Consider the following 26920-nt stretch of genomic DNA (forward strand, 5'->3'; position numbering starts at 1 on the left):
GGTTTTGACTTTGAAAGTCAAGAACTTTTTAAAATTAATTTTAAAGCTTGTTTTGAAATATTGTTTTGTGTGTCGTTTTGTTTCGTCCGACAAGTAAATACTATACACGCTTAAAACGCTTTGAACAACAGTAAAATTTACACTTTTATGTAAAACCAAAAGTATAACTTCTTCAATTCACATACTTTAAAATCTCAAAAAATACATAAAGTTCGTTTTTATTACTTCATCATGAGGTTTGTTATCGAAAAACAGCTGATAAACCTCTATAAAACAAACTTTACTATTTATTAAAATTCTTTTCGAAAAATTAGAGCTACCTTAAAAAAAGGTAGCTTCGGTTTCATTTGAATTTACAATTGAGCATTTACTACATCTCTGTTCTGCCCATAATCGCTTTTGATAAGGTTACTTCATCCGCGTATTCTAAATCTCCGCCGACAGAAAGTCCTTGCGCTAATCGAGTTACTGTTAGACCAATTGGTTTGACCAGTCTTGATATATACATTGCTGTTGACTCACCTTCCAAATTGGGGTTCATCGCTAAGATTAACTCTTTCACTTCGTCATTTTTCAAACGATTAATCAGACTTGGAATATTAATATCTTCCGGTCCTATGCCATCCATCGGAGAAATAGAACCATGTAACACATGGTACAAGCCTTTATATTCACGCATTTTTTCCATAGCGATTACATCTTTATCGTCCTCAACTACACAAATAATTGAGCGATCTCTCTGTTTATCCTGGCAAATATAACATGGATCTTGCTCAGTAATATGCCCACATTCACTACAATAGGTAAGTTCTCGTTTAACATCGACTAAAGCTTTAGCAAATTGAACGACATCGTCTTCTTTCATATCTAATACATGAAACGCCAGACGTTGGGCTGTTTTAGGCCCAATGCCTGGCAGTTTCATGAAACTGTCGATAAGTTTGGATATTGGTTCTGGATAGTGCATACAATCACATTCCAGGAATATTTAAGCCTTGTGTATGCTTACCTAAGCGTTCTTGAGTAAGTTCATCAGCTTTATTCATCGCTTCATTAGTAGCAGCAATAACTAAATCTTGTAACATTTCAATGTCATCTGGATCAACTGCTTCTTCTTTAATTTCTACATCGAGAACTTCTTTGTGACCTGATACTGTGACAGTCACCATGCCACCGCCAGCCGTACCTTGTACTTTTTCTTCTTTTAATTTTTCTTGCTCTTCATTCATTTTCTTTTGCATTTTCTGCATTTGTTTCATCATTTGTTGCATATTTCCGCCACCGCGCATATATTTATCCTCCTTAAAAACTTCAATCTCATTTGATTGTATTTCATCTTTTGTCTCATTATACATGCCTTTTAATTCATTGTCATGTATCACTCTTCATCTATGACATTTACTGTATTTTCTCCAAATAAGTCCTTCGCCTTTTGAACGACATCAACATCTTCAGGTGACGTTGTTGTCGCTGTTCTGTTTTCCTCGGCACTTGTACCTTGTTTACGATTTTGAAGATATTCTGTCCTTACCCTCATCCACTGGTCTGCTGGGACACCGACTACTTTCACTGTTTTATCTATAATGTTACATACTACGTTCTCAATATTCTCTCTTTTTTCATCATCTTTATTTACAATCTCACAATGTATTTCTTCTTCGAATTTAATCAGTACATGGGTTTCACTTGCTGCCACTGGTTCTGAATTTTGAAGAAGACTTACTAATGACTTCATATCATTACTCTTAGCGTGATCTATAACTTCTTGCCAGTGGTCTTTAAGTTGCTTAATATCTTCTTTGTTAGCTTTGTCTAACACTTTGGCTATTTGTTGCATTGAAAATGCATTTTTCGATTGTGGACCTTTACTAGCTGTTTTTTTAGCTTGTGGTTTGGCACTGTTAGCTACGACGCCCTGTGATTTTAAAGTTTTTAATTCATTTTCTAATTGTTCCATTCGCTGTAACAATACTTCATTATTAGGCTCACTGGCTACACTCGTTGTAGCAACAGTTTGCACATTTTCAGGTTCTCCTTTAATCATTTCTGCTATTTTAACTAATAATACTTCAAAATGAACGCTTTGATTGACACTAAATCTGATTGAAACAAGCGTATCATTAATCACGTCAATCATTTTATATAAAGTATCCAAGTCAAAATGCATCAGTGCATCATATTCAGAGTCCATATTAGATGTCTTATTCATAATGGTATCTCTTACAAAATAAATCATATCGTTAATCAAGCGATTTACTTCTTTACCTTGTGCAATAAATTGATGGTAAGTTGAAAATGCAGTTTTTACATCTCCTTCAACTACCTCTTTCAGTAAATCATTCAACGCTTGAGCATCTACACTACCAGTTACATTCAACGCGTCTTGTAATGTAAGGTGTTCATCGCCAAAAGCGATTGCTTGGTCCATAATGCTTAGCGCGTCTCGCATACCGCCTTCAGAAGCTTTAGCGATAAAATCTAAGGCTCCATGATCATATTCTATCTCTTGATTGTCTGCTACGAATTGCAAACGTTCTACAATTTCATCATGGCTAATTGCTTTAAAATCAAATCTTTGCGCTCTTGAAATAATTGTCGGAGGTATTTTATGTGGTTCGGTAGTCGCCAAAATAAAGATTGCATGGGCTGGTGGTTCTTCTAAAGTTTTCAACAACGCATTGAAAGCGCCTGTTGTTAACATATGAACTTCATCTATAATGTATACTTTGAATTTTGATTCACTTGGTGCGTATTTAACTTTATCTCTGATATTTCTAATTTCATCCACACCATTATTACTAGCAGCATCTATTTCAATCACATCTGAATTCGTTCCGCGCGTAATACCTGTACAAATAGCGCATTCATTACAAGGTTCTCCATCAGAACGTTCTAGACAGTTGATAGCTTTCGCGAATACTTTTGCGATACTTGTTTTACCTGTTCCTCTAGGTCCGCTAAAAATATACGCATGTGATTGTTTTCCTTTTGAAATTGCGTTGCGCAATGTTTTAGTTACATGTTCTTGGCCAACTACATCTTCAAAACTTTGGGGCCTGAACATTCTATATAAAGCTTGATAATTCACCTTTGCACCTCCAATAACATTCAACAACTATTATATCACTGTGCTTTATATTTTGAATATTAATTAAATGCCTCTGGATAAACTACATTACCATTTGGTTGCTCAACAAGTTGTTCCCACAAGAATTTAACCATAAAGTATTTCGATGGCACATCAAACGGACTATAAATTTGATAACGGCTCGCCTCTTCATAACCTAACATACCATAATATCCAGGATCTCCAAGTACAATGATTGTCGTATAATCTTGCGCTTTTGCACGTTCCTCCACTGCTTGGACAAGGGCTTTACCTATACCTTTACCTCTGTATTTCGGCAATACGGATAAAGGGGCTAACGCTAAGGCGGTAAAGCGTGTTTCATCGTTAATTATCTCTATTTCCGTAAGCATCACATGACCAACGACATCACCTTCATCTGTCTTAGCAACAACTTCCAATTCGTAATTATATTCTGTCGACGCTCTAATTTTCAAAACTAAATCTTGTTCATCATGGTTGGACTCTACGACGTTTTCAAAAGCGGTTTTTATTTCCTCTAAACTTGCGTCATAGTCATTTTCAGTTAATGTACTTAAATAAATTTGCATATGTCGTTCCTCCAAATTCACTAAATTCAATTTTCAGCAGTTACAATCAGAATGATATCGTTGCAGTTCGATCAATTAAATTAATGTATCGCTCTTATTTTAATATAAAAAAAGAGTGACTGCTATCAAAAGATAAGTCACTCATAATATATGGTTAATTGTATTTATTTAAAAATTAAAACCGTGCACCTTCGCTTCGAATACGTATCATAAACGTAACCAAAGTCGACAGCTAAATCTCGGCAACCCTACGGCACATACGATGATCCACTTAATGCTGCTTCCGTCAGGACCTGACATGGTTCATGGGTTCATATTGCATAGGACCGAAATCTTCAAACACTACGTGCTTTGGGCAGACTTCACAAAAACGTAGCCTCAGCGAAGGAATTAAGTCTCGCATAAAGCGGATTTCGAGTACAGGGAACCGCTACCTCCCCACCTAGCACGGCAAGATATATCATACTATAAGGTAATGACTGATTGCAAGTCATACAATTCATTATTTTATAACTTATTTCATTAAATTTTATGACGTCTCGAAAAATCGTTAAACTTAAATTCTGTAGCTAAATGTTTGGAAATATTATATTGAAATTTTGTCGTATCCTTTAAATGGACGATTCCTCGGACCGTAGCAGTATACGACGGCGTTACATCTCCAAATATTTCATATTCTAAATCACCAAATGATTCAAAAGTGATAGATTTATTAGAGTAACTAATTTCTAGTTTCAATGTTTGTTCTATATAATGGTACAACGAATCTTTAGCAATATGCATCGTTATATTAGGAACGATTTTTTCTACTAAATAATCTTCATCGATAATTTTCACACGATGATCAATCTTTCGCGTTCGAATAATATGCCACAATGTCTCACTCTGACGCAAGCCCAAAGCGCTTTTTACTTCTGGCGCTTCACTAGCAGGTATGCGTTCTAATAATCTAACTTCAGTCTCGTGACCCAGACCTAACCCTTGTTGAACTTCCCTGAAACTGGTTAAATTCGCAAATGGGAATTCTGTAATACCTTGATAGATGACAACTGAACCTTTACCTTTTATTTTCTGAATCATGCCATCTCTAACAAGTAGATTAAGCGCTTTGCGCACAGTTTCGCGAGAAGCATTATAGTCGAATACCAATTCATTTTCTGAGGGCAATTGAGCGCCATAGGGTAACTTTGATTCGATGATATCTGTGCGTAAATTTTCATAAATCGAAATAAATTTTTTCTGTTTCATGTGATTTCACTCACTGCCTTTTACTTTAAATTATTGTCTAACTACTATGGCACCAAATCCATCTATTAAGCCATTCTCAATCGACCCATTTTGTAACATGACTTGCCCATCAACGTTTAACGCTTTTGGTAGTTCAACTTTTGCTTTTGAAAAGTTAGCAATCACCAACCATGTTTCATCTTCATGATGACGTTTATAAATAAACAATTCATCGTGATCCATGTAAAGTGGCTCAATATTTCCATAAGTTATAATATCATATTCGTGACGTAGCTTTATTAATTTTCTATATGTTTGTAAAATAGATTGGTCGTCTTCTATAGCTGCTTCAACGTTAATTTCCTTATAATTATCAGGAATATCAATCCAAGGTGTACCGGAAGTAAAACCTGCATTTTCACCATTTGTCCACTGTACAGGTGTACGAGAATTATCACGAGATTTTTGTCCTAAAATCGTTAGAATCTCTGCTTCTGGATAACCTTCACCTTTTAACTTATGATATGCATTTAAAGATTCTATATCTCTATACTGGTCGATATCATTAAAATGAGGATCTGTCATGCCAATTTCTTCACCTTGATAAATATACGGCGTGCCTTGGAGCATGTGCAAGACGATGGCTAACATTTTAGCACTACTTTGACGTAAGGCTTCAGTCGAATCATCACCGAACCGCGTTACCACACGTGGTTGATCATGATTGCACCAAAAAATGGCATTCCATCCGCCACCGTTATAAATACCTATTTGCCATTCCATTAATATTTCTTTTAATTTATGAAAATCTAACTTAGCGTTTGTCCATTTTTCGCCATCAATATAGTCTACTTTTAAATGATGGAAATTAAACACACTACTTAGCTCTTGACGTGCAGGATCCGTATACTGGATACAATTTTCAATCGTTGTTGAAGACATCTCACCCACCGTCATCATATCTTTACTACCAAATGTCTGCTGATTCATTTCATGTAAATATTCATGCACACGTGGCCCATCAGTGTAAAATTCCTTTCCTACCTTTTCTGAATTATTAAATTCACCTTTTGATATTAAGTTAATGACATCGAATCTAAAACCGTCTACGCCAAAGTCAATCCAATAATTAATTACTTTATAAAGTTCCCGACGTACTTCTGGATTATCCCAATTTAAATCTGCTTGTGTTACATCGAATAAATGTAGGTAATATTCATCCGTTTTGTCATCGTATTTCCAAGCATTACCACCAAACTTCGATTCCCAATTAGTTGGTGGTTGATTATCCGCTGACCGCTTAAAGAAATAGTAGTCTCTGTACGGGTTACTTTTATCTGAATATGCTTGTTTAAACCATTCATGTTCTGTAGAAGTATGGTTAATGACGATATCCATCATTATTTTTAAATCGCGTCGATGCGCTTCAGCAATCAACCTTTTTAAGTCTTCAATCGTGCCAAATTGTTCGTTCACTTTATAATAATCACTAATGTCATAACCATTATCATTCATAGGTGATTCATAAATAGGCGTTAACCAAATATAATCCACACCCAGATATTGTAGATAATCTAACTTTTCAATTATGCCGTTTAAATCTCCTTCACCATTACCTGTCGTATCATTAAATGATTTGGGATAAATTTGATAAACTACCGATTTTCTCCAATCATTGACTACCATTTGATTACCACCTTATCTTTGTATTTTAAATTAAGAAACCCGCTAAACAAACTTAGCGAGTTTAGTTGTACTTATCTATTTGCATTAACTATTCTTCTACTATTTCTTTCGCTTCTTCTTTACTAAATTTCGAGAAGATCACAGTTAATATTGCTGGTACTACCATTGCCAGAACAGTACCTATGCCATAAATGAGCCAAAAATCTTTTTTAATAGAAATGATAGCTGGTACACCACCAACGCCAACATTACCTAAGACACCGATTGCACCTATGATAGCACCTATCACACCCGAAGTTAAAATCGCTGCAACAAAAGGATATTTCAACGGTAAGTTTACACCAAACAACGCTGGTTCAGTAACACCTAAGAAACCTGATACGCCAGAAGTCATTGCCAAGCCTTGTTCTTTTGCCATTTTACGTCTTTTATAGACGAACCATGCACCGAATGCGGCCGAACCTTGACAGATATTTGAAATCGCTAAGATCGGCCACAAATATGTTCCTTTAAGACTGCTTCCCATCAGTTGGAAATCAACCGCTAAGAACATATGGTGTAAACCTGTAATCACTAGAGGTGCGTAGAAGAACCCATAAATTGCGCCACCTAACCAACCTATATGTTCAAACACAAATGTCACACCGTTTGTAATCCCTGTTCCTAGCCATAAAGCAATTGGTCCTATAACGATAAAGGCTAAGAAACCAGTGATTAATAAGGCGACGGGACCAACAACTAACATCTTGATTGAATCATGCACATATTTACTTAAGAATTTTTCAATTTGCGCTAATACATAAGATGCTAATAAAATCGGTAAGACCTGACCTTGATAATTCAGTTGTTTAATTTCTAAACCAAAGATATGCCACGCCGAAATGTTACCTTTACCTATGTCATATTGTGAAGCGAGTTGCGGATTCATTAAAATCAGACCTAATACCAAACCGAGTATTTGACTCCCGCCAAACACACGCATACTACTCCAACCAATTAAAGCCGGTAAGAATATGAAGGCAGTATTCGCGATAACATTAATGATATCTGCAAAGTCCCCTAGCTGTGGATATTGTGCCACCAATGCCTGCTTCCCAAACAAGTCTTCCATCGTTAATACATTATAAATCCCTAATAATAAACCAGCAGTTACGATAGCTGGTAAAATCGGAATAAAGATATCTCCCAATAACTTAACCAATCTTTGTATAGGATTGCCTTTTTGAGCTGCCGCTGCTTTAGCATCATCTTTAGAGGCACTTTCTGCCCCAGTTTCTTCAATAAATTGTTTATAAACTTCATCAACAGTACCTGGTCCAATTACAATTTGATATTGATTGTCAGCTTTGAATTGTCCTTTAACCAAATCATTGTTACTCAGACTCTCTTTATCTACCTTATCATCATCTTTCAAAACAAGTCGCAAACGCGTCACACAGTGTGTTGCTGTGTCCAAGTTTTCTTTGCCCCCAATAGCCTTGACGATATCTTGAACATCTTTCTTTTTAACAGCCATGATGATTCCCTCCCTTAAACTTTAATATTATCCAGAGTATAACTTGTATAGACAAGTTTTGCAAGGGCTTTCACTCAACTCACAAAAAAGGTCTATACGGAAATTAATTTTTAATTTCCGTATAGACCTACTTCAAAAAAAATATATTGTTTTGCATCTGATGTAATCATTGCATTATGTTTAATAACCTGTGACACAAGCAATAGTAAGACGATATTCACTATTCGTCTATTTTTCTTCATCATTGACTTTAAAAACAAAAAAGACAAACACTTTATATTAAATAAACGTTTGCCTACTATATTTATTAGTCTTGGTATTTAATGATAATGGCGGAGGAAGAGGGATTCGAACCCCCGCGGGCCGTTAAGCCCCTGTCGGTTTTCAAGACCGATCCCTTCAGCCGGACTTGGGTATTCCTCCAAATGAACACAATAATTATAATATTATAGCCCATTAAAAAAGTCAATTATAATTAAAGTATTACACCAATGTTTTTTCATTTAGGAATTCGTCCACTGCACGAGCGACTGCTCTTCCTTCTTGAATAGCCCAAACAACAAGACTTTGACCTCTTCTTGCATCACCTGCCGCGAAAATATTTGATTGATTCGTTTTAAAATCTTTATTATCTGCGACAATTTTATTTCTTTCAGTTTGTATATCAAAAGCATGTGGCACAGTAGTTTCTGTACCAATAAATCCAATGGATAACAGTACCAAATCAGCTGGCCAATGACGTTCTGTACCATCGACAACCACCATACCATCCTCTGTTTCTTCAAGTATTTGTGTATAAACACCTGTTACATTACCAATACGATCCACTTCGTAACGCATCGTTTGCACACCATACGCTCGTGGTTCAAAACCAAAACGCGCTTCATATTCGTCATGCGCATAATCCATTTTAAACACAGGCATTGCCAACGGCCAGTACGTATTTTCATCAAATTCAATGGCTTCTGGTTGCTTCGTGTATTTGTTAAATTGAACGATAGATTTACAATTTTCTCTCAATGCAGTTGCCACACAATCTGCACCTGTGTCACCTGCACCAATGACAATCACATTTTTTCCTTCTGCGGAAATGGACGGCGTTTCAATTTCACCATTTAAATATTCGCCTTGTTCTGTTAAGTAATCCATAGCAAAGTGAATACCCATGCCCATTCGGCCTTCTAATGGTAAATCGCGAGCATTTTGTGAGCCTGTACAAATAATAATGGCATCAAATTGTTCCTCTAAACTTTCTTTGCTGATGTCTACCCCTATTTCCGTATTAGTGATAAAGGTGATACCAGATTGTTCCATTAATTTAATTCTACGTCGCACGACCGCTTTATCTAGTTTCATATTGGGGATCCCGTACATTAACAACCCGCCTGCTTCACGCGCACGTTCATATACAGTTACCCAATAACCTAATTTATTCAATTCATCTGCAGCTGTTAAGCCAGCCGGACCGCTTCCTACTATCGCTACTGATGCTGCTTTGCGCTCACTTGGTATCGTTGGTTCGACCCAACCATTTTCAAAAGCTTCATCTATAATGGTACGTTCAATCCCTTTTATCGCAACAGATGCTCTATTTATCTTCATTACGCACGATTGTTCACATGGTGCTGGACATACGCGTCCAGTAAATTCTGGGAAGTTATTTGTCTCGTTCAACCGTTCATATGCTGTCTTGAAGTCTTTTTGGTACACTAAGTCATTCCATTCAGGAATGTAATTCCCAATAGGACAACCAATTGTTTCTCTACCATGTGGCTCACCTGTCTGACAAAATGGTGTGCCACAATCCATGCATCTCGCACCTTGTTCTGATGCTTCTTCTTTGGTAAACCTCTGCTGAAAGGGTGCGTGTCCTTTCAAACGTTCTACTAAAGACAATTCAGGCAAGGGTTGTTTGTCATAACTCATAAATCCTTTAAATTCCCCCATACTCAGTCCCCCTTCAATTTAATACACAGCCGTTAATTGTTGTGCTGGTTCTAAATGTGTTCTCTTGTCATTAAAAGCATTCAATAACGCTTCATCTTGCTGGTTAGATTCGCGCTTTTGCAATTCAATTTTTTGCATCATTAATTTATAATCTTTTGGAATGACTTTTACTACTTGATCAACTACAGATTCAAAATGGTTTAATATATTTTTAGCTTTAGCGCTATTTGTATAAAGTAAATGGTCTTCTAACATTTCTTTTACAACATTTTTTTCTGCTTCAACAGTGATTTCGTCGAAGTCTAAACTGTCTAATTGATGCGCTTCTTTAAATTTTTCAACATCAGATGGGAAGATATAAGCGACGCCCCCACTCATACCTTGACCAAAATTCTTCCCGACATCTCCAAGCACAATGACACGTCCACCTGTCATATATTCAAGACCATGATCACCAATACCTTCAACAACTACTTGTACACCACTATTTCTAATACAGAATCGTTCACCAGCTTTACCATTAATAAAAGCTTTGCCATATGATGCACCATAGAAACAAACATTGCCAATTATAATTTCTGATTCTCGTTGTTGCGTCGGTGCCTTAACAATCACTTTACCGCCAGAAAGTCCTTTACCTACATAATCGTTAGCATCACCCGTGTGATGTATTGTTAATCCTTGAGGTATATAGGCACCTAAACTTTGACCAGCATGCCCTACCGTATTGACATAAATACGATCCTCAGGCAAACCGTCGGCACCGTGGATATCAGTAATCATACTGCCAGTAATGACACCCACGTCTCGTTGTTCATTTTTTACAACATAATTGCCAGTAAATGACTTATGTTGCTCAATTGCTGATTGAGCATCAGGTAATAGTTGCGTTAAATCGAAACCTTCATCAAGATGATGATTTTGCACAATATTTTTATATCTTTCACCGTCGTGCTGATATAATAATGCTTCTACATTCATAGAAGCAGCTTTAGGTCTTTGTTGAGATAAATTATCTTTTCGTTTTAATAAGTCTGTGCGACCCACCAATTCATCTACCGTGCGTAATCCAAGTTCGGCTAATATCTCCCTTAATTCCTCAGCAACAAAATGCATAAAATTAACCACGTGATCTGCTCTACCATTAAATAACGCGCGTAAATCTTGGTTTTGAGTAGCAATACCTACTGGACATGTATCTTTATGACATACACGCATCATGACACAGCCAAGTACGACTAAAGGTGCTGTTGCAAAACCAAATTCTTCAGCTCCCAACGCACACGCATATGCCACGTCTTTACCTGTAAGTAATTTGCCGTCTGTTTCTACAATCACTCTCGACCTTAAATTATTCATCATCAGAGTTTGATGTGTCTCTGCTAAGCCAATTTCCCAAGGGACACCTGCGTGTTGGATACTTGTTTTAGGAGAAGCACCCGTCCCACCATCATATCCACTAATCACAATTTTATCTGCATAAGCTTTAGCTACACCTGCTGCAATTGTTCCGACACCAGTTTTAGATACGAGCTTCACTGTAATATTTGCGTTTTTATTAGCATTTTTCAAATCATGAATTAATTGTGCTAAGTCTTCAATTGAATAAATATCATGATGAGGCGGCGGGGAAATCAAGCCAATACCCGGCGTAGACCCTCTGACTTCAGCAATCCACGGATAAACTTTAGAACCAGGCAACTGCCCGCCTTCCCCTGGTTTAGCTCCCTGAGCTACCTTGATTTGTATTTCTTTGGCATGTTGTAAGTAGTGACTCGTCACTCCAAATCTTCCGGAAGCAACTTGTTTGATTGCACTAGATCGATTTCGACCTTCATCATCCACCACAAATCGTTCTGGGTTTTCTCCACCTTCACCACTATTACTTTTACCACCCATTTGATTCATTGCTTCAGCAAGTGTTTGATGTGCTTCTTCAGAAATAGAGCCATAACTCATCGCACCTGTATTAAAACGTTTAACGATTTCAGTCGTTGCTTCTACTTCATTGATATCAATCGAGTCTTGCTTTTTAAATTCCATTAAATGACGAATATGATCTGTACGTTGATGATTGACTTCATTTGAAAATGTTTTGAACTGTTCATAATCATTTAAACGACACGCATGTTGTAGTAAGTGAATTGTCGTCGGGTTAAATGCGTGATGTTGACCTTGCTTACGCCATTGAAACGTACTGCCAGATTCCAGGTACTCGCTCTCAGATGATTGTCTTGCTTTATTTTCTTTATCTATCAAGTTTATATCGATACCAGATAACTTGGTTTGTGTGCCTGTAAAATACTGGTCAACCACATCTTGCGACAAACCTACCGCTTCAAAAATTTGTGCTCCTTGGTAACTTTGAACGGTAGAAATGCCCATTTTAGCCATTACTTTTATGACACCTTCTGACAAAGTATCTGTATATGTTTGGACATTTTCAGTAACCTCTCCGTTTAAGCGTCCTTTATCTACTAAATTTTCTATTGTACGTTGCGCTAGATATGGTACGACTGCATTCGCCCCATACCCTAATAAACACGCTACATGATGCACCTCTCTCGTTTCACCAGAAAGTGCGATGATGCTTGTGCGCATGCGTAAACCTTTTCTGATTAATAACTGATGCACATGACTGACCGCAAGCAATATTGGCATTGCATAACCTTGCTCTTCTACTAATACACGGTCATCTAAGACAATGATTTCATAGCCATCTTTTACTGATTGAATTGCTTGTTCCCCTAAATGGTCTAACGCCAATTCTAAATTTTCTTGATACAATGTAGATAAATGCTTAACTTTAAACCTACTGTCGTCAATCGTTTTTAATTGCGCCTCAGTTAGCACCGGTTTTTTCAATTGAATTCTGTTCAACACATCTTCATTAGGATTTAGTAAATTACCTTCTGAACCTAGATAAGACAATTCACTTGTCACTATTTTTTCTCTATATGCATCAATTGGCGGATTGGTAACTTGTGCAAAAAGTTGTTTAAAATAATTAAATAACGATTCATCTTTTTCATTTAAAACAGCAATTGGAACATCATACCCCATAGCACCAATTGGATCTTTCTTACTTTCAATTAATTCTGTCATATATTTGTCGATTTCTTCTTTCGTATAAACAAATTGCTTTTGTAACCTTGTTAAAGTTGTTTCATCCCAATCCGATGGTGTCACTTTTACATGATTTAAATCTAAGTCTATTTTAAATTGATTTAGCCAATTCTCATATGGTAATTCATCAGCGATACGTGCTTTTAATTCATTATTATCAACTACTTTTTGTTGTTGAAAATCAACTAATAATAATTTACCTGGATTGAGTTGGCCTTTAAAAGCAACTTGTTCTTCCGGTACATCTACAACACCCACTTCTGACGAAAAAACAATGTAATTATCTTTAGTGATTGTATAACGTCCTGGACGCAAGCCATTTCTATCTGTTAGCGCACCAATTTTCTCCCCATTACAAAAAGAAATCATTGTCGGGCCATCCCACGGTTCCATTAGGTAACTATAATATTCATAAAAAGCACGGACATTATTGTCATTCGCCGTATTATAAAGCCAAGGCTCCGGTATCATTAACATCGCTGCTCTTTCTGGTTCCATTGCTAAAGATAAAAATTCTAATGCGTTGTCTACAATAGCAGAGTCACTACCGTCTTCATCAATGATTTCCTCTACTTTATGTTTGTTTTCACCAAAAATACTTTCAATGAGATCATTTTGTCTTGCGCGCATCCAATTTACGTTACCTTTAATGGTATTAATCTCCCCATTATGCATTAATAATCGGTTGGGGTGTGCACGTTTCCAACTCGGAAAGGTATTTGTACTAAAACGGGAATGTACAAGTCCAAGTTTTGATATATAATGCTCATCATTTAAATCTTGAAAGAGTTTCTTAATTTGATCAGAACGCAACCACCCTTTATAGACGATTGTTTTATGAGACAAACTTGTAAAATATAAATCTATTTGTTGTTTTTTAGCATATAATTCAATTTGCTTACGTGCTAAAAACAATGCTTTTTCTATATGCGTTTGATTATTTAAGGCGATGAATACCTGTTGTATATATGGCATTGTTTGAGCTACATGTTCGGCAATGGCATTGACATCAACTGGTACGTCTCTATAACCAATAACATTCAATCCTTCGCTTTCAAAGTAACGATTAAACGTTGCTTCATGCTTTGAATTTTTTATCTTCTCATTTGAAAAAAACATGCCTACTGCATAATGACCTTCTTCCGGTAATTCAAAATCTGTTTGTTCAGAAAAATACCCAAAAGGAATCTCTGTCATGATACCGGCACCATCACCAGTTATACCATCTGCACCAATTCCTCCACGATGATCTAACCTACGTAGCATTTCCAATGACTTTTCAACGATATCGTGTGACCTTTCATTATTCATATTGGCATAGAATCCAATACCACATGCATCGTGCTCTTCACGACTATCATATAACCCCAATTGCTTACCATATTCGATCATAACCCTCACCTCTTTTTCGAAAATTCTGAATAATAAATAAGTATAGTAAACTATATAGTAATACATTAATCTATTCAATATATAAAATAGATGATATTATTCTAATAATTCGAATAATATTAATATGTTGGGAATGGTTATATGGAAATTAAACAATTGAAATATTTTATAGAAGTTGCAAAAAGAGAACATTTATCAGATGCTGCATTAGAACTTAACATTGCTCAATCTGCCATAAGCAGGCAAATTACATTATTAGAAAAAGAGTTACAAGTAACATTGTTTAATAGAGAAGGACGTAACATACACATTACCGAAGAAGGACAACAATTGTTTTCTGAAGCAACCAAGATTATCGAACAACTTGATAACACAGTACGTTTATTTCATAACCAATCTGAAACAGAGCATTATATTATACGTATTGGTTACGTTGAAAGCTATATAACGCAGGTATTAACCTTATTAATGCAATCCTTTGAAAACGAAAGTACATCTATCATTCAGCCTATTTTAATGGAAGAGGACGATATATTTGGAGCTTTGCTCACAGATAAAATTGATATTGCTTTTACTGCTATGTCAGATGAACTCAAACAACACCGTTCTTTAAAAGTAAGCCCTTTATTTGAAGAAACATTTCATGTCTATGTACCTAAAGATGACCCCATCACTATGGCTACAAATCCACCTTTAGTACAATTTTCGAATAAATCTATTTACGAATTATATCCATTACCAACGAAAATCAGACAAGCATTAGTAAAAACAACCAAAACACCTATACAAACGATCACACATCCTCAACTAGCAGAATATATCCTAAGCAAATCGCGTGGTTACATCGTCACAGCTTCTTATCATTTGCTAACAAAAAATCTACAAAAATGGGAAAAAATATCATTAGAACATACTGCATTGAAAAGAACCATTTGCCAAGTTGTTCGACTAGACAATCGAAAACACGATTTACAATTTTTATTAGAACTCATTGATAAATTATTAAGTAGAAGCACAACTTATCATTAATCATATGCATAAAACTTTTGAATTTAAATCGTTGTGAGCGTATAATCGCATTGTCTATATAGAGAGGACTGAAACAAAACAATGCCTTTTAAAACGTTATTTAAACGGCCTTTTGATTGGGTCGTCTTGATATTCATGATCTTATTTTTAGCTGTATTTATTTTCACATTTTTCAATGACAGATTTTACGATACACCAATTGGTCAAATCACAAAAATCGAAAATAAATCCACATCACACATTACGGATGATAATCACAATAAAGATACTAAATATAACCAAACCCTAACACTTAAAATTTTAAACGGGAAGTTCAAGGGGCAAACGACGAAGATACCACACCATTACATCGCATCACAAGCTGATAGTGAAGCATTCTCCAAACACAACAAAGTTTTGTTACACATTGGCAAGCATCTAGGTGATACTTATATCATAGAAAAGAAACGAGATAGCCTCGTCGTTATGATAACTGGAATATTTTTATTAACCGTTTTACTGGTAGGTCGAAAAATCGGTTTACAATCGATACTGTCTTTAGTTTTCAATACTATTGTTGTGCTCTTGGCTATCTACTTACACAGTAAATTCCCGAATTTAAACTTATTTGCACTTATGAGTATCGGTGTCATTTTCAGCACGATATTCACTTTACTCTTAGTTACTGGTTGGCGATGGCGAACGTCAATTACGATAGCAAGCACTTTATTAGGGACTTTTATTTGTGTTGGTGCTACCCAATTAGTTATTGAATTAACAGGCGGTGCTGGCTTAAAGTTTGAAACTATGAGTTTCTTAACTTTGCCTCCTAAGGACGTTTTCCTCGCTTCTGTTATGATTGGCACACTCGGTGCTGTCATGGATGTTGCTATCACAATAGCAAGTGGCATGGCTGAAATATTACGCAGAACGCCTAACATCAACATGACTCGTTGGGCGCTCGCAGGACGTAATATTGGCCAAGATATTATGGGGACAATGACAAATATCTTATTATTTTCATATTTATCTGGTAGTCTTCCAATGTTTCTTATATATCTTAAAAATGCCAATACAGTTACTTATACAATTTCCATGAATTGGTCATTAGAAATTTCCCGGGCAATTACTGGTGGTATTGGCATTATTTTAACTATTCCAATCACTATTTTATTAATGCAATTATGGTTTAAAATGCGAGGTGCTAATCAGTGAGCGTCATAACAATCTTAGGTTTTATACTTTTCTTATTAATGGCAATCTTTGGAGGAAAAAAAGGAATCATCTCTTATTTAACACTCTTTTTAAATTTTGTCATATTATTAATCACTGTTATTATCATTATGCTTGGTGCGCCTATTTATCTCGTAACACTGATATTCTGTATCGTTATCGCAGCATGTAATTTATTCGTTTTAAATAGTTACAATACAAAAACCAAAGCAGCATTTTGCGCGACGATTATTACTACTTTATGCTTGATAGTCGGCATTTATTTATCAGTATCTATCGGACATTTACAAGGATTTACGACCGAGCAACAAGATGAAACGTATATTTTTTCTATGAATATTGGCATTGATATGGTGAAATTCATGGTGTTCACAGTAGTGCTTGCCGTCATAGCTGCGGTGATTGATTTAGCAATAACAATCAGTTCACCCATGTATGAGCTATACGAAACCAACCCAACTTTATCAAGCAAAGCATTGTTTCAATCTGGTATGCGGGTAGGACGTGAAATTTTAGCTACATCTGCAAACACAATTTATCTAGCCTATTTTGGTGGGCAATTAACGTTATTCTTTTGGTTTTTTAGATTGAACTATTCTTTTGGACATATCATCAATTCTAAAATCTTCGCACAAGAATTTATATCCATTCTTCTAGGTGGTATCGCTGTTGCAATCAGCATCCCTATTACTGCTTGGATAACTGCACTTTTAATTAAATATCAAAAAAAGCGTCATCCAGAACACACACATCAATCGTCACATTAAAAAGTGAAAAGGAAGTGGGACATCATTAAATGCCTCCCACTTCCTTCTTAAATTTGTATAATTATATAATGCATATATACTAATTTTTATAATTAAAGCTTTTTTCCATCCTACAATGGCACAAATTTTTCAGCTTTTATTTGTGAATTTAACTTTCCAAGCGTTTTTTCAACGCAATGATATCATTTAAAGTTCTTGCAATTTTTCATTTAATAACCGTATTTTACGTTCTCGTAACTTTGTGTAATATGCGATATCCTCTTCTCTTGTTTGCAGTGGGAATATATAATAAATATCTTGATAAAAATCAATATTAAATTTAGTACGTCTACCTTCCAATACAATTCTCGAACTACTAGGTTGTGCTAAGGATAATTCATATTGGGGCATCACACTATGGTACACATTGACTATCTTCCCATCTTTGATTAAATCTGAAGTATTGATAAATTTAATCTCTATATGATTTTCATTCGCTAAACTTCTCGTTAATAATGCTAACATAATGTCACAAAACATAATTGTCATAATCCCTTTGTTTTCAAAAGGAGGTGCCACCTCTAATTTTTCAATGTATACCTTTTCAGTTTCATCAAAATGATCAAATCTAGAACTAAATGTATCGTAAGCTTCATTTTCATATCTAGTAATAACGCTTGTCGCAATATAATCAAATGAAGTACCTTTCAAATAATAGTAACATTCCCCAAAATCTACGAACCTTTGATAAGTAAAAGGTTTTATTTCTTCATTAAAATTTTTACACATAATATTAAATGGACTCACATTTGGGCTCACATTGTTACGTTTTATAAGCATAAAATAACCTCCTATTACATTGTTTTTCATCATAATAGTTGGCTATCGCAATACTCGCTGTCGACACACATAGAAAAACACCCCACATCAAATGTGAAGTGCCAAAGCTCATGTTTATTTTTCAACTTAAGATCAATGATTATTAATCAATAAAATAATTCTACTATTTATGGCATGCTAAACTTTTAAAAATCAAACTTCTACAAAGTATCATCAAAACTTATGACAGCAGACAACATTAATAAATGACTTTCAACCATAATATCTATTAAGCTCTACGTACAATCTCATATGCGAAGCACTTGCAAAAGCCAATCTTAACGGTTTAAAAATGATTTTTCATAAACCAAACTGCACATCAAGAAGTTCAAATAAAAATCTTCGGTTCATATTGTCTATTCAATCTAATCATGCTTGAGCAATTCAGTTTAACAGCTTATACATTCAAAATAATCATATCCTTATTTTATATTATTTATATATTTAACATTTAATAACCAACCATAGCAGATTTTCATATTTAAATAAACATAATTGATTCATCTAAATTTAAATAATTTTAATATATTTTTAATTCTGCGTTTAAAATCTTCAAATTTAATTATAGTTATCAATTTTTTACTCTTATTTATTTTCCATTTGTAACTCTATTACGCAACCACATTTATCAAGTTTTTCACGTAAAAAAACGTCGCAAAGTCTAACAAACTCTGTTAGCTTTTACGACGCAACTTTTAATTTCAACAACTTTGTTTCATTATGTAGACAGGTTTGTTTTCTAATAACGTTTCCCCTACGATTTCATAATGATTTTGAATATAAAGTTTTCTAGCCAAATGGTTATCTGTATTAACCGCTAAATAAATTTCATTGATCGTCGGATAATACCGCTTGATATATTGAGGCAATGCTTGCATAACCTTTTTACCGTACCCGAATCCTCGATATTGACTATCCACACTGAAAGATCTAAAAAATATTGCATTTGGGTTTGTAGAATAAGGTTTGATCCTTTCACCTTCATGTAACGTAAAAAAGCCAACACATCGATCTTTGTCATCATACACTAACGTAGGGTGACGTTCTTGATCTCGATTTGCCAAATCAATATTTTCCAAAGGGGTTTTAGTGAATTTACGATCTTCTTCCAACAACGTAAATTTCTCTAAATCAGAAAATAACAATGTATGATACGGTCTTAATTTCACCATTTTAGATACTGCGCTTCTTTAGCATATTCAATCCATGTAAGCACGGCAGGTGCAATTTTTTCTGTTTCATCTTTTTTCATCCACTTTATATCAGTAATTTCTTGTGCTGGTTTTACTGATGACCAATCAATTTCAAAAGATGTTGAAAAACAATTTAACTCCGTCTTTTTATCTTTTTGGGGATAAGCATCTCCTACAACTTTCCCCATATATGTAAAGGTTTCTTCCGAAATATCCAACTGTAATTCTCTTCGTAAAGCTTGTTTTAGGGATTCTCCTGAATCTATTTTTCCACCTGGAAAATAATATTTATTTCTGTTTCTAGCTTGTACTAATAACAACTTGTCATCTGATTCAACTACTAAGCATACACATTTAATCATAACTAACGTCTCCACTCCCCCTCATGAATAAACATCATAATCAAACTATTTTTGTACTTTCAGCACTTATGTTATCATATTTTCTTCCTTGAAAACATTTGGTATATCTCTCTCACCATAGAGTTTAATTTATTTAATGTTATAATAATAAAACGGATTTTATAAAATGGAGGATTTCATTCATGGCTAAAAAAACAAAAATTAACCGCATTTCAAATACAATGAATTTCATAGGTATTGCCGTAGAAGGCTTTAATTGGTATGCATATCAATCAAAAAATAAAAAATTACTATACACGAGCATGGCTATTACAAGTGTGGGTGCAGTCTTAGATTTCTACACTGCCTTAAAATCACCTAAGAAATTCGCTAAAATATTTTCAACATTCACTTTGGCAAGTACGTTGTTCTCAACTGCCAAGCGTATAAAATCATTACGTCAAGAACCATAAATATAAACTGCACATCAATGTGTTGTAAAATTTCATAAAAGCAAAACAAACGTCAATTTCTATATAATTAATAGAAATTGACGTTTATGCGTGTGTGTCAAAAATATTTATTTCTTCGACAGCTTTAATGAATATATTTATATGAACTTACTTGAGATGCTGGAATTGTTCTATAAGTGACAATGCCAGGCGAAGCACTGTAGTTCATTTCAGAAACCGTAATACTACCATTTGAATTTACAGATTCTACAAATGCTACATGTCCATAATATCCAAGGTCACTTTGTAAGATTGACCCTACAGTTGCTCTATGATCTACTGTGTAGCCATCTCCTGGTGCAGCGTTGTCCCAATTATTAGCATTCCACCAATAAGTACTAATCCCTTTACCGATTTGAGCACGTTTATTAAATACATGCCATGTACACTGACCCCAGTCATATAAATTTGAATGATTGAATACCGGCGTTTTATAGCCAGTTGAACCTGTTGAGCCACTAGATGACGATGCAGTACCAGATACTTTTAATTTTTGTCCTGGATAGATATTAAAGTTTTTAAGACCATTCAAACTCATGATTTTTTGATAAGTCGTACCGTATTTAGCTGCAATCGCCGATAATGAATCGCCTGATTTCACTGTGTATGTCGTTGTGCTACCTGATGCAGTTGAACCACTTGTTGACGTAGATGTTGATCCAGATACTTTTAATTTCTGGCCTGGATAGATTGTAAAATTCGAGAGCCCATTTAAACTCATGATTTTTTGGTATGTCGTCCCATGTTTTGCAGCAATCGATGACAATGAATCACCTGATTTCACTGTATATGTTGTCGCACTTGAGCTACTTGTTGAAGTGCTTGAAGTTGTAGTCCCTGACACTTTCAATGTTTGATTTGGAAAAATCACATTCGATGTCAAATTATTCAATGATTTCAATTTTGCTATTGAAATATTATATTTATTCGCTATTGACCAAAGAGAATCGCCACTTTTGACTTTGTATGTTGTAGCTGCATCTGCATTTGCAGAGTTAATAGCTGCAAGCGCACTTGTCCCAATTACAGTTGCTATTATTTTTTTATGCACTTATGTTAACCTCCCAAATATAAATCCGATACTTTTCGTTTCCATCACGCTTACTATTATACAATTTAATTTAACACTTTTGTATATAATTTATATGACATTATTATTACAAAGTAAACCTTTTGTTATTTCTAATGAAACATGGCTTTGAAAACTGTATATTTCAGTCAAATGTTTTTATATCTATATCTTTAATATTAAAATAACGATGTAAAAAGTATTTATAATTTTCAGATGTTATATTTTTCTTTTCCTTTTGACCATGATGTGTAATTGTTATATGATCATTCGACATTGTCACCCTACCATATGGCATTGCTTTACTAATTAACAGTTTCTGTACAAAAATAGATGATTCATTATTTTGATTAAACGCTATACCTGGTTCAAAATCTGCCAGTTCTCTAGGTTCATCTTTAAATTGATATTGCGTCTGCCATTTATAATCAACTTCTTTCTTCATTTCAAATGTATGGTCACTTACTTTACTTACCTTAAACTCACCGTTCACATCATAAACAGGTTGCTCATCATGTGCAATAGGTATGGCTGCTTTAGGTATATCCGCGTAACCGACATCAACTAAATATTTTTTCTGATTCAATATAACGATTAATGCCATATGTGAACCTTCCATGGCCCAGTCTGAACCATTATAAATTGTCGCAGAAACCATATAAACGTTATAGCCTTTACTTGTTAAATATTCACAAAACAATCTGTTTTGTTCATAACAATAACCACCTCTATGTTGGTTCACAATTTTATCTATCATTGATGCATTATCTAAAGCAATAGGTTGTCCATTCTGCACATTAATATTTTCAAATGGCACATTCAATACATATCTTTCAATATAATAGTTCAATGTTTCTAAGTGATTGCCATGATCTGTATGTGTGTCTATCTCTAAATAATTTTCTAATACGTTAAAATTAGTCATACAACTCCTCCATTTCTTAATAGCTTAAAAATAAGCTCGATACTCACGATGCATGAATTCAATTAGAAGTAACAAGCAAATCAGGAATTTTAAGTACATCAAAAAGCATCTTCAACTTAAACTCGATCAACCCCACTCATTCACTCGAAACAACAAAAATATAGTTATTCTAAGTTATGTATAATTTTCTTCAATATATTCTATTATTTTATATGATAAGGGGTAATAATGATTATAGACAATCTTTTGATATTGACATCAATTAAATAAATAGATATTGTGTATGTCTATACATTTGTATAGCTAATCTAATAATTTTTACACATTTTGGCACCTCACGGTTTAGTGATATGTATGAACGTTTAAGCGTCACACTGCTTGGTGTTTATTATTAATTTTCAGACTATTCTTAATATATTATGTTTTTTATTTTGGAGGGGATTATTTGAGCAAGGAACAATCGCAAAATCAACAACCAAACGATTTACGAATTCGCAGCAAAGTGATTAGTGAAGGTGTAAGTCGCACACCAAATCGATCTTATTTACGTGCACTTGGTTTTGAAGATGAAGATTTTGAAAAGCCTATGATAGGTGTCGCTAGTACATGGAGTGAAGTCACACCATGTAATATGCACATCGACGGTCTCGCTCGTGCAACTAAACGCGGTATAAGCGAATCCGGAGGTTCACCATTGATTTTTAATACGATAACAGTTTCAGATGGTATCTCCATGGGCACAGATGGTATGCGTTTCTCATTGCCAAGTCGTGAAATCATTGCTGATTCAATTGAGTCTGTAGTCAACGCAGAAAATTTAGATGGCGTAGTAGCAATCGGTGGCTGTGATAAAAACATGCCAGGATGTATGATTGGTATCGCTCGTCTTAATTTACCCGCTGTCTTTGTATATGGCGGTACTATATTACCCGGAAAATTAGATGGCAAAGATTTGGATGCCGTATCTGCTTTTGAAGGTGTGGGACAATACAATAATGGAGAAATAGATAAGGCAGCATTACATAAAGTAGAGTGCGCTGCTTGCCCTGGTGCTGGTGCTTGTGGCGGGATGTTTACTGCGAATACAATGTCCTCTGCCATTGAAGCTATGGGAATGAGCTTACCTGGAAGTGCGTCTCACCCAGCTGTATCAACTAATAAATCTAAAGATAGTCGTGCAGCAGGCAAAGCTGTTTATCATTTATTGGAACAAGGTATATATCCTAAAGATATCATGACCAAAGAAGCATTTGAAAATGCAATTACTGTTGTCATGGCATTAGGTGGGTCTACAAATGCGATTTTACATTTACTAGCTATTGCACATACTATTGACGTAGATTTGACACTTGATGATTTTGAAAAAATACGTAAACGCGTACCGCATATTGCTGATTTAAGACCTAGCGGCAAATACGTCATGGCACATCTTGATGAAGTAGGTGGCGTGCCAGGTGTAATGAAATTATTACATGAAAAAGGGTTAATTCATGGAGATTGTTTAACAGTTACTGGGAAAACCGTTGCTGAAAACTTAGCTCAACAACCTAGCCTTTCTGACGATAAAGCAATCATTAATTTTGATCAGCCTAAACATCCTACGGGTCCACTTGTTATTTTAAAAGGTAATCTAGCACCTGAGGGCGCAGTAGCCAAAATTTCAGGTTTAAGTGTGACTTATATTAAAGGACCTGCTAAGGTTTTTGATTCAGAACCTGCAGCTACAAAAGCCATACTCAATGACGATATACAACCTGGAGATGTTGTGGTGATTCGCTATGCTGGACCAAAAGGGGCGCCTGGTATGCCAGAAATGCTATCAGCTTCTTCTATTTTAGTAGGAAAAGGATTAGGTGAATCTGTAGCATTGCTAACAGATGGACGTTTTTCAGGCGGTTCACATGGTCTAGTAGTTGGTCACGCTGCTCCAGAATCCCAAGCAGGGGGCCCAATGGCATTACTTCAAGAAGACGACATCATTACCATTGACGCTAAAAATTTAGAAATTAGTTTTGATATTTCAGATGAAGAGCTAGAACGTCGCCGCAATGCATGGCAAGCACCACCACTAAAAGAAACACGTGGTACTTTAGCAAAATATGCCAAACTCGTATCATCTGCTTCAAAAGGTGCAATTACTGACTAATGCATCACATTTGTTTAATACCATTCTATAATTAATGTTAAAAGTATAATTTGAACTTTTAATTAAAAACCAATGTACATCAAAAATGTACGTTGGTTTTTTATGTTAATGTCATTAATTTATTTAGCTATGCAACGCAAATCCTTTAAATAATTTATCTACATGATTTTTCTTACCGCGTATACCAATGCCAACAAGGTTTAAGTCCTCTGTTTTATATTTAGCAATTACCGCGCGATTATCTGCATCGTTATATGTGGAGAATAACTCTTCAGTATATACTGTGATAACAACATCTTTACTCAAAGATTTTTGTAACAACTCTACCATGGATTCTTGTGTCGATGAATGTATCATCACAGGTTGCTGAGACATCGGTAAATATTGTACGTTATCCTTATCTATATAGTGTTCCCCAATAATATTTTGGGTTCCAGCAATTCCGCTCATTAAGAAGGCAGTTACATTTAATTTTTGCCATACTTCTAAGTCTTCTCTCAAAACAATTTTAATTTTAGTATCAAAAGCCATATATAATTTACTCCTTTAAGGTGATAACAAATATTTTTCTATATCTTATATAGAATCAAGTGTTATATATAGGATAAAATTGCAGTATTTATATTCTTGGAAAATTATCAATGCAATAATATCCTATATAAAATATTCATTTACGTATACTCTATTAGAACGATTAAATTTTAAGGAGTATATGATGAATATGATTACTTTGATTGTTTATTGTTTTATTGTTACTGCAACACCTGGCCCCACCAACATCATAATTTTATCTAATGTTCAGAACTATGGAATAAAATCTGGTATGCGATTTACATATGGCTCAACCATTGGGTTTGTAGTATTGCTTGTAATTTCTGCTATTTTGAACTCTTTTTTAAGTAAAGTCCTTCCAAATATCATCATTTATTTACAAATTTTAGGTACCATTTATATGATTCACTTGGCTTATCAAATATTCAATATGGATGTTTCAAAAAAAGATGAGTCAAAAGTGAAAGGTTCATTTTTTTCTGGTTTATTGTTGCAATTTATAAACCCTAAAGTAATTTTATTCACTTTAACCGTTTTTCCTAGCTTTATATTACCCTATTCAAGTGAAAATTATATATTACTGATAAATATATTTATCATAGGTACCATTGGGTTTATTGCTTTTATGATTTGGGTGGGTTTTGGCGCTATATTTAATAAAATATTTCAAAAATATAATAAAATTTTAAACATTGTATTAGGTATACTTTTGATTTATGCTGCAATTATGTTATGGGTTTAAAGAACTTAAAAGAAGGTGAAAAGATGGAAGAATTCATATATAAAAAAAATGGGGGAATTACTGCTTTATCTGCAAGTATTAATGACTTCTCATATAAAAATCACACACATAGCGAATATGCTATTGGCGTTACTAAAAGAGGAATACAACATTATCATTTGGATGGTAAGCTTCAACTTTCATACCAAGATGGCATCATGTTATTTAATCCAGAACAAGTCCATGATGGAATGGCTCACGATCGTTCAGGCCTTGAATATTTTATGTTATATATTGAACCAGCTGTATTATTAGATGCAGCTGAACGTAAAGAACCTATTCAATTTACAACACCAATAATTTATAATAGTAAAATTGAATCTGATGTATATCATCTAGCGAATGCTATATTTCATGAAAACGAGGAAGAAATTATAGATGAGCAATTAATCAAACTTGTAGATGATTTAGTCAATCAATCTACAATTAAGAAACATGTTGAAAGTAACGCCTATATAAGTAAGATTAAGGGAAGAATACTTTATGGATTAAAAGAAAATTTGAAAATTACAGATTTAGCACATGAATTCGGCATGTCAAAATTCCAATTTATACGATATTTTAAAGAGCAAACCGGGATAACACCTTACCAATTTTTATTAAACAGCAAAATTGAAGAAGCAAAAAATATCATAGAAATAGATAAAGATATACATTTAGCAGTTAGTGAATTAGGATTTTCTGATTTAACACATTTAAATAGACAATTCAAAAAAATGTACGGTATCACTGCAAACAATTACGCTCAGTCTTTTTAAACTTTATTACATATAGTTAATTTCACAAAATTTGATAATAGTATGATGTTAAGACATCAATGTTTTTGATTTACGAATTAACATTTACTTTGTTTCTATGGAAATTTTATATTTAAAAAATGTTGCTTTTTGAAAATAAGCTTCTATTAAGTATAAATGATAATGTAATCATCTTTCATACACTTTTGAATACTTTATTGTTATA

General features: G+C 34.5%; 22 protein-coding genes, 1 tRNA gene and 1 other RNA gene. 7 read left to right on the plus strand and 17 right to left on the minus strand.

Features of this window, described 5'->3' with window-relative positions:
- Positions 1-370 precede the first annotated feature (370 nt).
- From recR to gltB, 11 genes are all read right to left on the minus strand, one after another.
- Complete coding sequence (gene recR / locus KA883_RS05805) at positions 371-967, minus strand: recombination mediator RecR (RefSeq protein ID WP_046206986.1); 597 nt, start codon at positions 965-967, stop codon at positions 371-373.
- 4 nt (positions 968-971) lie between these two features.
- A complete protein-coding gene (locus tag KA883_RS05810; protein WP_026034724.1) occupies positions 972-1289 on the minus strand; it encodes a YbaB/EbfC family nucleoid-associated protein in 318 nt (105 codons plus the stop codon).
- An 89-nt stretch (positions 1290-1378) separates the two neighbouring features.
- Positions 1379-3088, minus strand: coding sequence for a DNA polymerase III subunit gamma/tau (gene dnaX / locus KA883_RS05815; RefSeq protein ID WP_046206987.1), 1710 nt, complete (start codon positions 3086-3088; stop codon positions 1379-1381).
- A gap of 59 nt (positions 3089-3147) precedes the next feature.
- Positions 3148-3678 (minus strand): GNAT family N-acetyltransferase, encoded by a 531-nt coding sequence (locus KA883_RS05820; protein ID WP_210139903.1) that lies wholly within the window; start codon positions 3676-3678, stop codon positions 3148-3150.
- Between the two features lie 181 nt (positions 3679-3859).
- Positions 3860-4129: signal recognition particle sRNA large type (ffs, locus tag KA883_RS05825), an RNA gene on the minus strand.
- Between the two features lie 71 nt (positions 4130-4200).
- A complete protein-coding gene (gene treR, locus KA883_RS05830; protein WP_046206989.1) occupies positions 4201-4926 on the minus strand; it encodes a trehalose operon repressor in 726 nt (241 codons plus the stop codon).
- A 30-nt stretch (positions 4927-4956) separates the two neighbouring features.
- Positions 4957-6591, minus strand: a complete 1635-nt coding sequence (gene treC, locus KA883_RS05835) for an alpha,alpha-phosphotrehalase (protein ID WP_210139904.1) — start codon at positions 6589-6591, stop codon at positions 4957-4959.
- 88 nt (positions 6592-6679) lie between these two features.
- Positions 6680-8107 (minus strand): PTS system trehalose-specific EIIBC component, encoded by a 1428-nt coding sequence (treP, locus tag KA883_RS05840; protein ID WP_046206991.1) that lies wholly within the window; start codon positions 8105-8107, stop codon positions 6680-6682.
- 330 nt (positions 8108-8437) lie between these two features.
- Positions 8438-8530 (minus strand) — tRNA-Ser (locus KA883_RS05845).
- A 60-nt stretch (positions 8531-8590) separates the two neighbouring features.
- Positions 8591-10054, minus strand: a complete 1464-nt coding sequence (locus KA883_RS05850) for a glutamate synthase subunit beta (RefSeq protein WP_046206992.1) — start codon at positions 10052-10054, stop codon at positions 8591-8593.
- A gap of 18 nt (positions 10055-10072) precedes the next feature.
- On the minus strand, positions 10073-14572 hold the full coding sequence (gene gltB / locus KA883_RS05855; RefSeq protein ID WP_046206993.1) for a glutamate synthase large subunit: 4500 nt from the start codon (positions 14570-14572) through the stop codon (positions 10073-10075).
- Between the two features lie 141 nt (positions 14573-14713).
- Here gltB and gltC point away from each other — a divergent pair, with 141 nt between their 5' ends.
- The 3 genes from gltC to KA883_RS05870 all read left to right on the plus strand — a co-directional run bounded on the left by gltC (position 14714) and on the right by KA883_RS05870 (position 17580).
- Positions 14714-15601 carry a glutamate biosynthesis transcriptional regulator GltC gene (gene gltC, locus KA883_RS05860; protein ID WP_046206994.1) on the plus strand — a complete coding sequence of 296 codons (888 nt, stop codon included), beginning with the start codon at positions 14714-14716 and terminating at the stop codon, positions 15599-15601.
- Positions 15602-15682: 81 nt separating this feature from the next.
- Positions 15683-16795: a YibE/F family protein gene (locus tag KA883_RS05865; RefSeq protein WP_210139905.1), complete on the plus strand. Its 1113-nt coding sequence runs from the start codon at positions 15683-15685 to the stop codon at positions 16793-16795.
- Positions 16792-17580, plus strand: a complete 789-nt coding sequence (locus KA883_RS05870) for a YibE/F family protein (protein WP_046206996.1) — start codon at positions 16792-16794, stop codon at positions 17578-17580. The genes KA883_RS05865 and KA883_RS05870 overlap by 4 nt, the downstream gene beginning before the upstream one ends.
- Positions 17581-17766: 186 nt before the next feature.
- On the opposite strand, the gene KA883_RS05875 is transcribed toward KA883_RS05870, so the two are convergent.
- The 3 genes from KA883_RS05875 to KA883_RS05885 all read right to left on the minus strand — a co-directional run bounded on the left by KA883_RS05875 (position 17767) and on the right by KA883_RS05885 (position 19993).
- Positions 17767-18399: a hypothetical protein gene (locus KA883_RS05875; protein WP_046206997.1), complete on the minus strand. Its 633-nt coding sequence runs from the start codon at positions 18397-18399 to the stop codon at positions 17767-17769.
- A gap of 740 nt (positions 18400-19139) precedes the next feature.
- A complete protein-coding gene (locus KA883_RS05880) occupies positions 19140-19610 on the minus strand; it encodes a GNAT family N-acetyltransferase (protein ID WP_046206998.1) in 471 nt (156 codons plus the stop codon).
- Positions 19604-19993, minus strand: coding sequence for an NUDIX hydrolase (locus KA883_RS05885; protein WP_210139906.1), 390 nt, complete (start codon positions 19991-19993; stop codon positions 19604-19606). Before KA883_RS05885 ends, KA883_RS05880 begins: the two co-directional genes overlap by 7 nt.
- Positions 19994-20175: 182 nt before the next feature.
- On the opposite strand from KA883_RS05885, the gene KA883_RS05890 reads away from it, so the two are divergent.
- Positions 20176-20445, plus strand: coding sequence for a hypothetical protein (locus tag KA883_RS05890; RefSeq protein WP_046207000.1), 270 nt, complete (start codon positions 20176-20178; stop codon positions 20443-20445).
- Between the two features lie 124 nt (positions 20446-20569).
- Here the strand turns inward: KA883_RS05890 and KA883_RS05895 are convergent, their stop codons facing one another.
- Positions 20570-21535, minus strand: coding sequence for a LysM peptidoglycan-binding domain-containing protein (locus tag KA883_RS05895; RefSeq protein ID WP_046207001.1), 966 nt, complete (start codon positions 21533-21535; stop codon positions 20570-20572).
- Between the two features lie 163 nt (positions 21536-21698).
- Positions 21699-22478 carry an arylamine N-acetyltransferase family protein gene (locus KA883_RS05900; RefSeq protein WP_046207002.1) on the minus strand — a complete coding sequence of 260 codons (780 nt, stop codon included), beginning with the start codon at positions 22476-22478 and terminating at the stop codon, positions 21699-21701.
- A gap of 445 nt (positions 22479-22923) precedes the next feature.
- Here KA883_RS05900 and ilvD point away from each other — a divergent pair, with 445 nt between their 5' ends.
- Positions 22924-24624, plus strand: a complete 1701-nt coding sequence (gene ilvD / locus KA883_RS05905) for a dihydroxy-acid dehydratase (RefSeq protein ID WP_064209961.1) — start codon at positions 22924-22926, stop codon at positions 24622-24624.
- A 123-nt stretch (positions 24625-24747) separates the two neighbouring features.
- Here the strand turns inward: ilvD and KA883_RS05910 are convergent, their stop codons facing one another.
- Positions 24748-25155, minus strand: a complete 408-nt coding sequence (locus KA883_RS05910; protein WP_046207004.1) for a DUF2000 domain-containing protein — start codon at positions 25153-25155, stop codon at positions 24748-24750.
- 184 nt (positions 25156-25339) lie between these two features.
- Between KA883_RS05910 and KA883_RS05915 the strand changes: the two genes are divergently transcribed.
- Entirely contained in the window at positions 25340-25918 is a 579-nt protein-coding gene (locus KA883_RS05915; protein WP_046207005.1) for a LysE family translocator, read from the plus strand.
- A 23-nt stretch (positions 25919-25941) separates the two neighbouring features.
- Positions 25942-26715, plus strand: a complete 774-nt coding sequence (locus tag KA883_RS05920; RefSeq protein ID WP_046207006.1) for a helix-turn-helix domain-containing protein — start codon at positions 25942-25944, stop codon at positions 26713-26715.
- Positions 26716-26920 lie beyond the last annotated feature (205 nt).

Origin of the sequence: Staphylococcus sp. GDY8P54P (assembly GCF_017892645.1) — a bacterium.
GTDB lineage: Bacteria > Bacillota > Bacilli > Staphylococcales > Staphylococcaceae > Staphylococcus > Staphylococcus ureilyticus.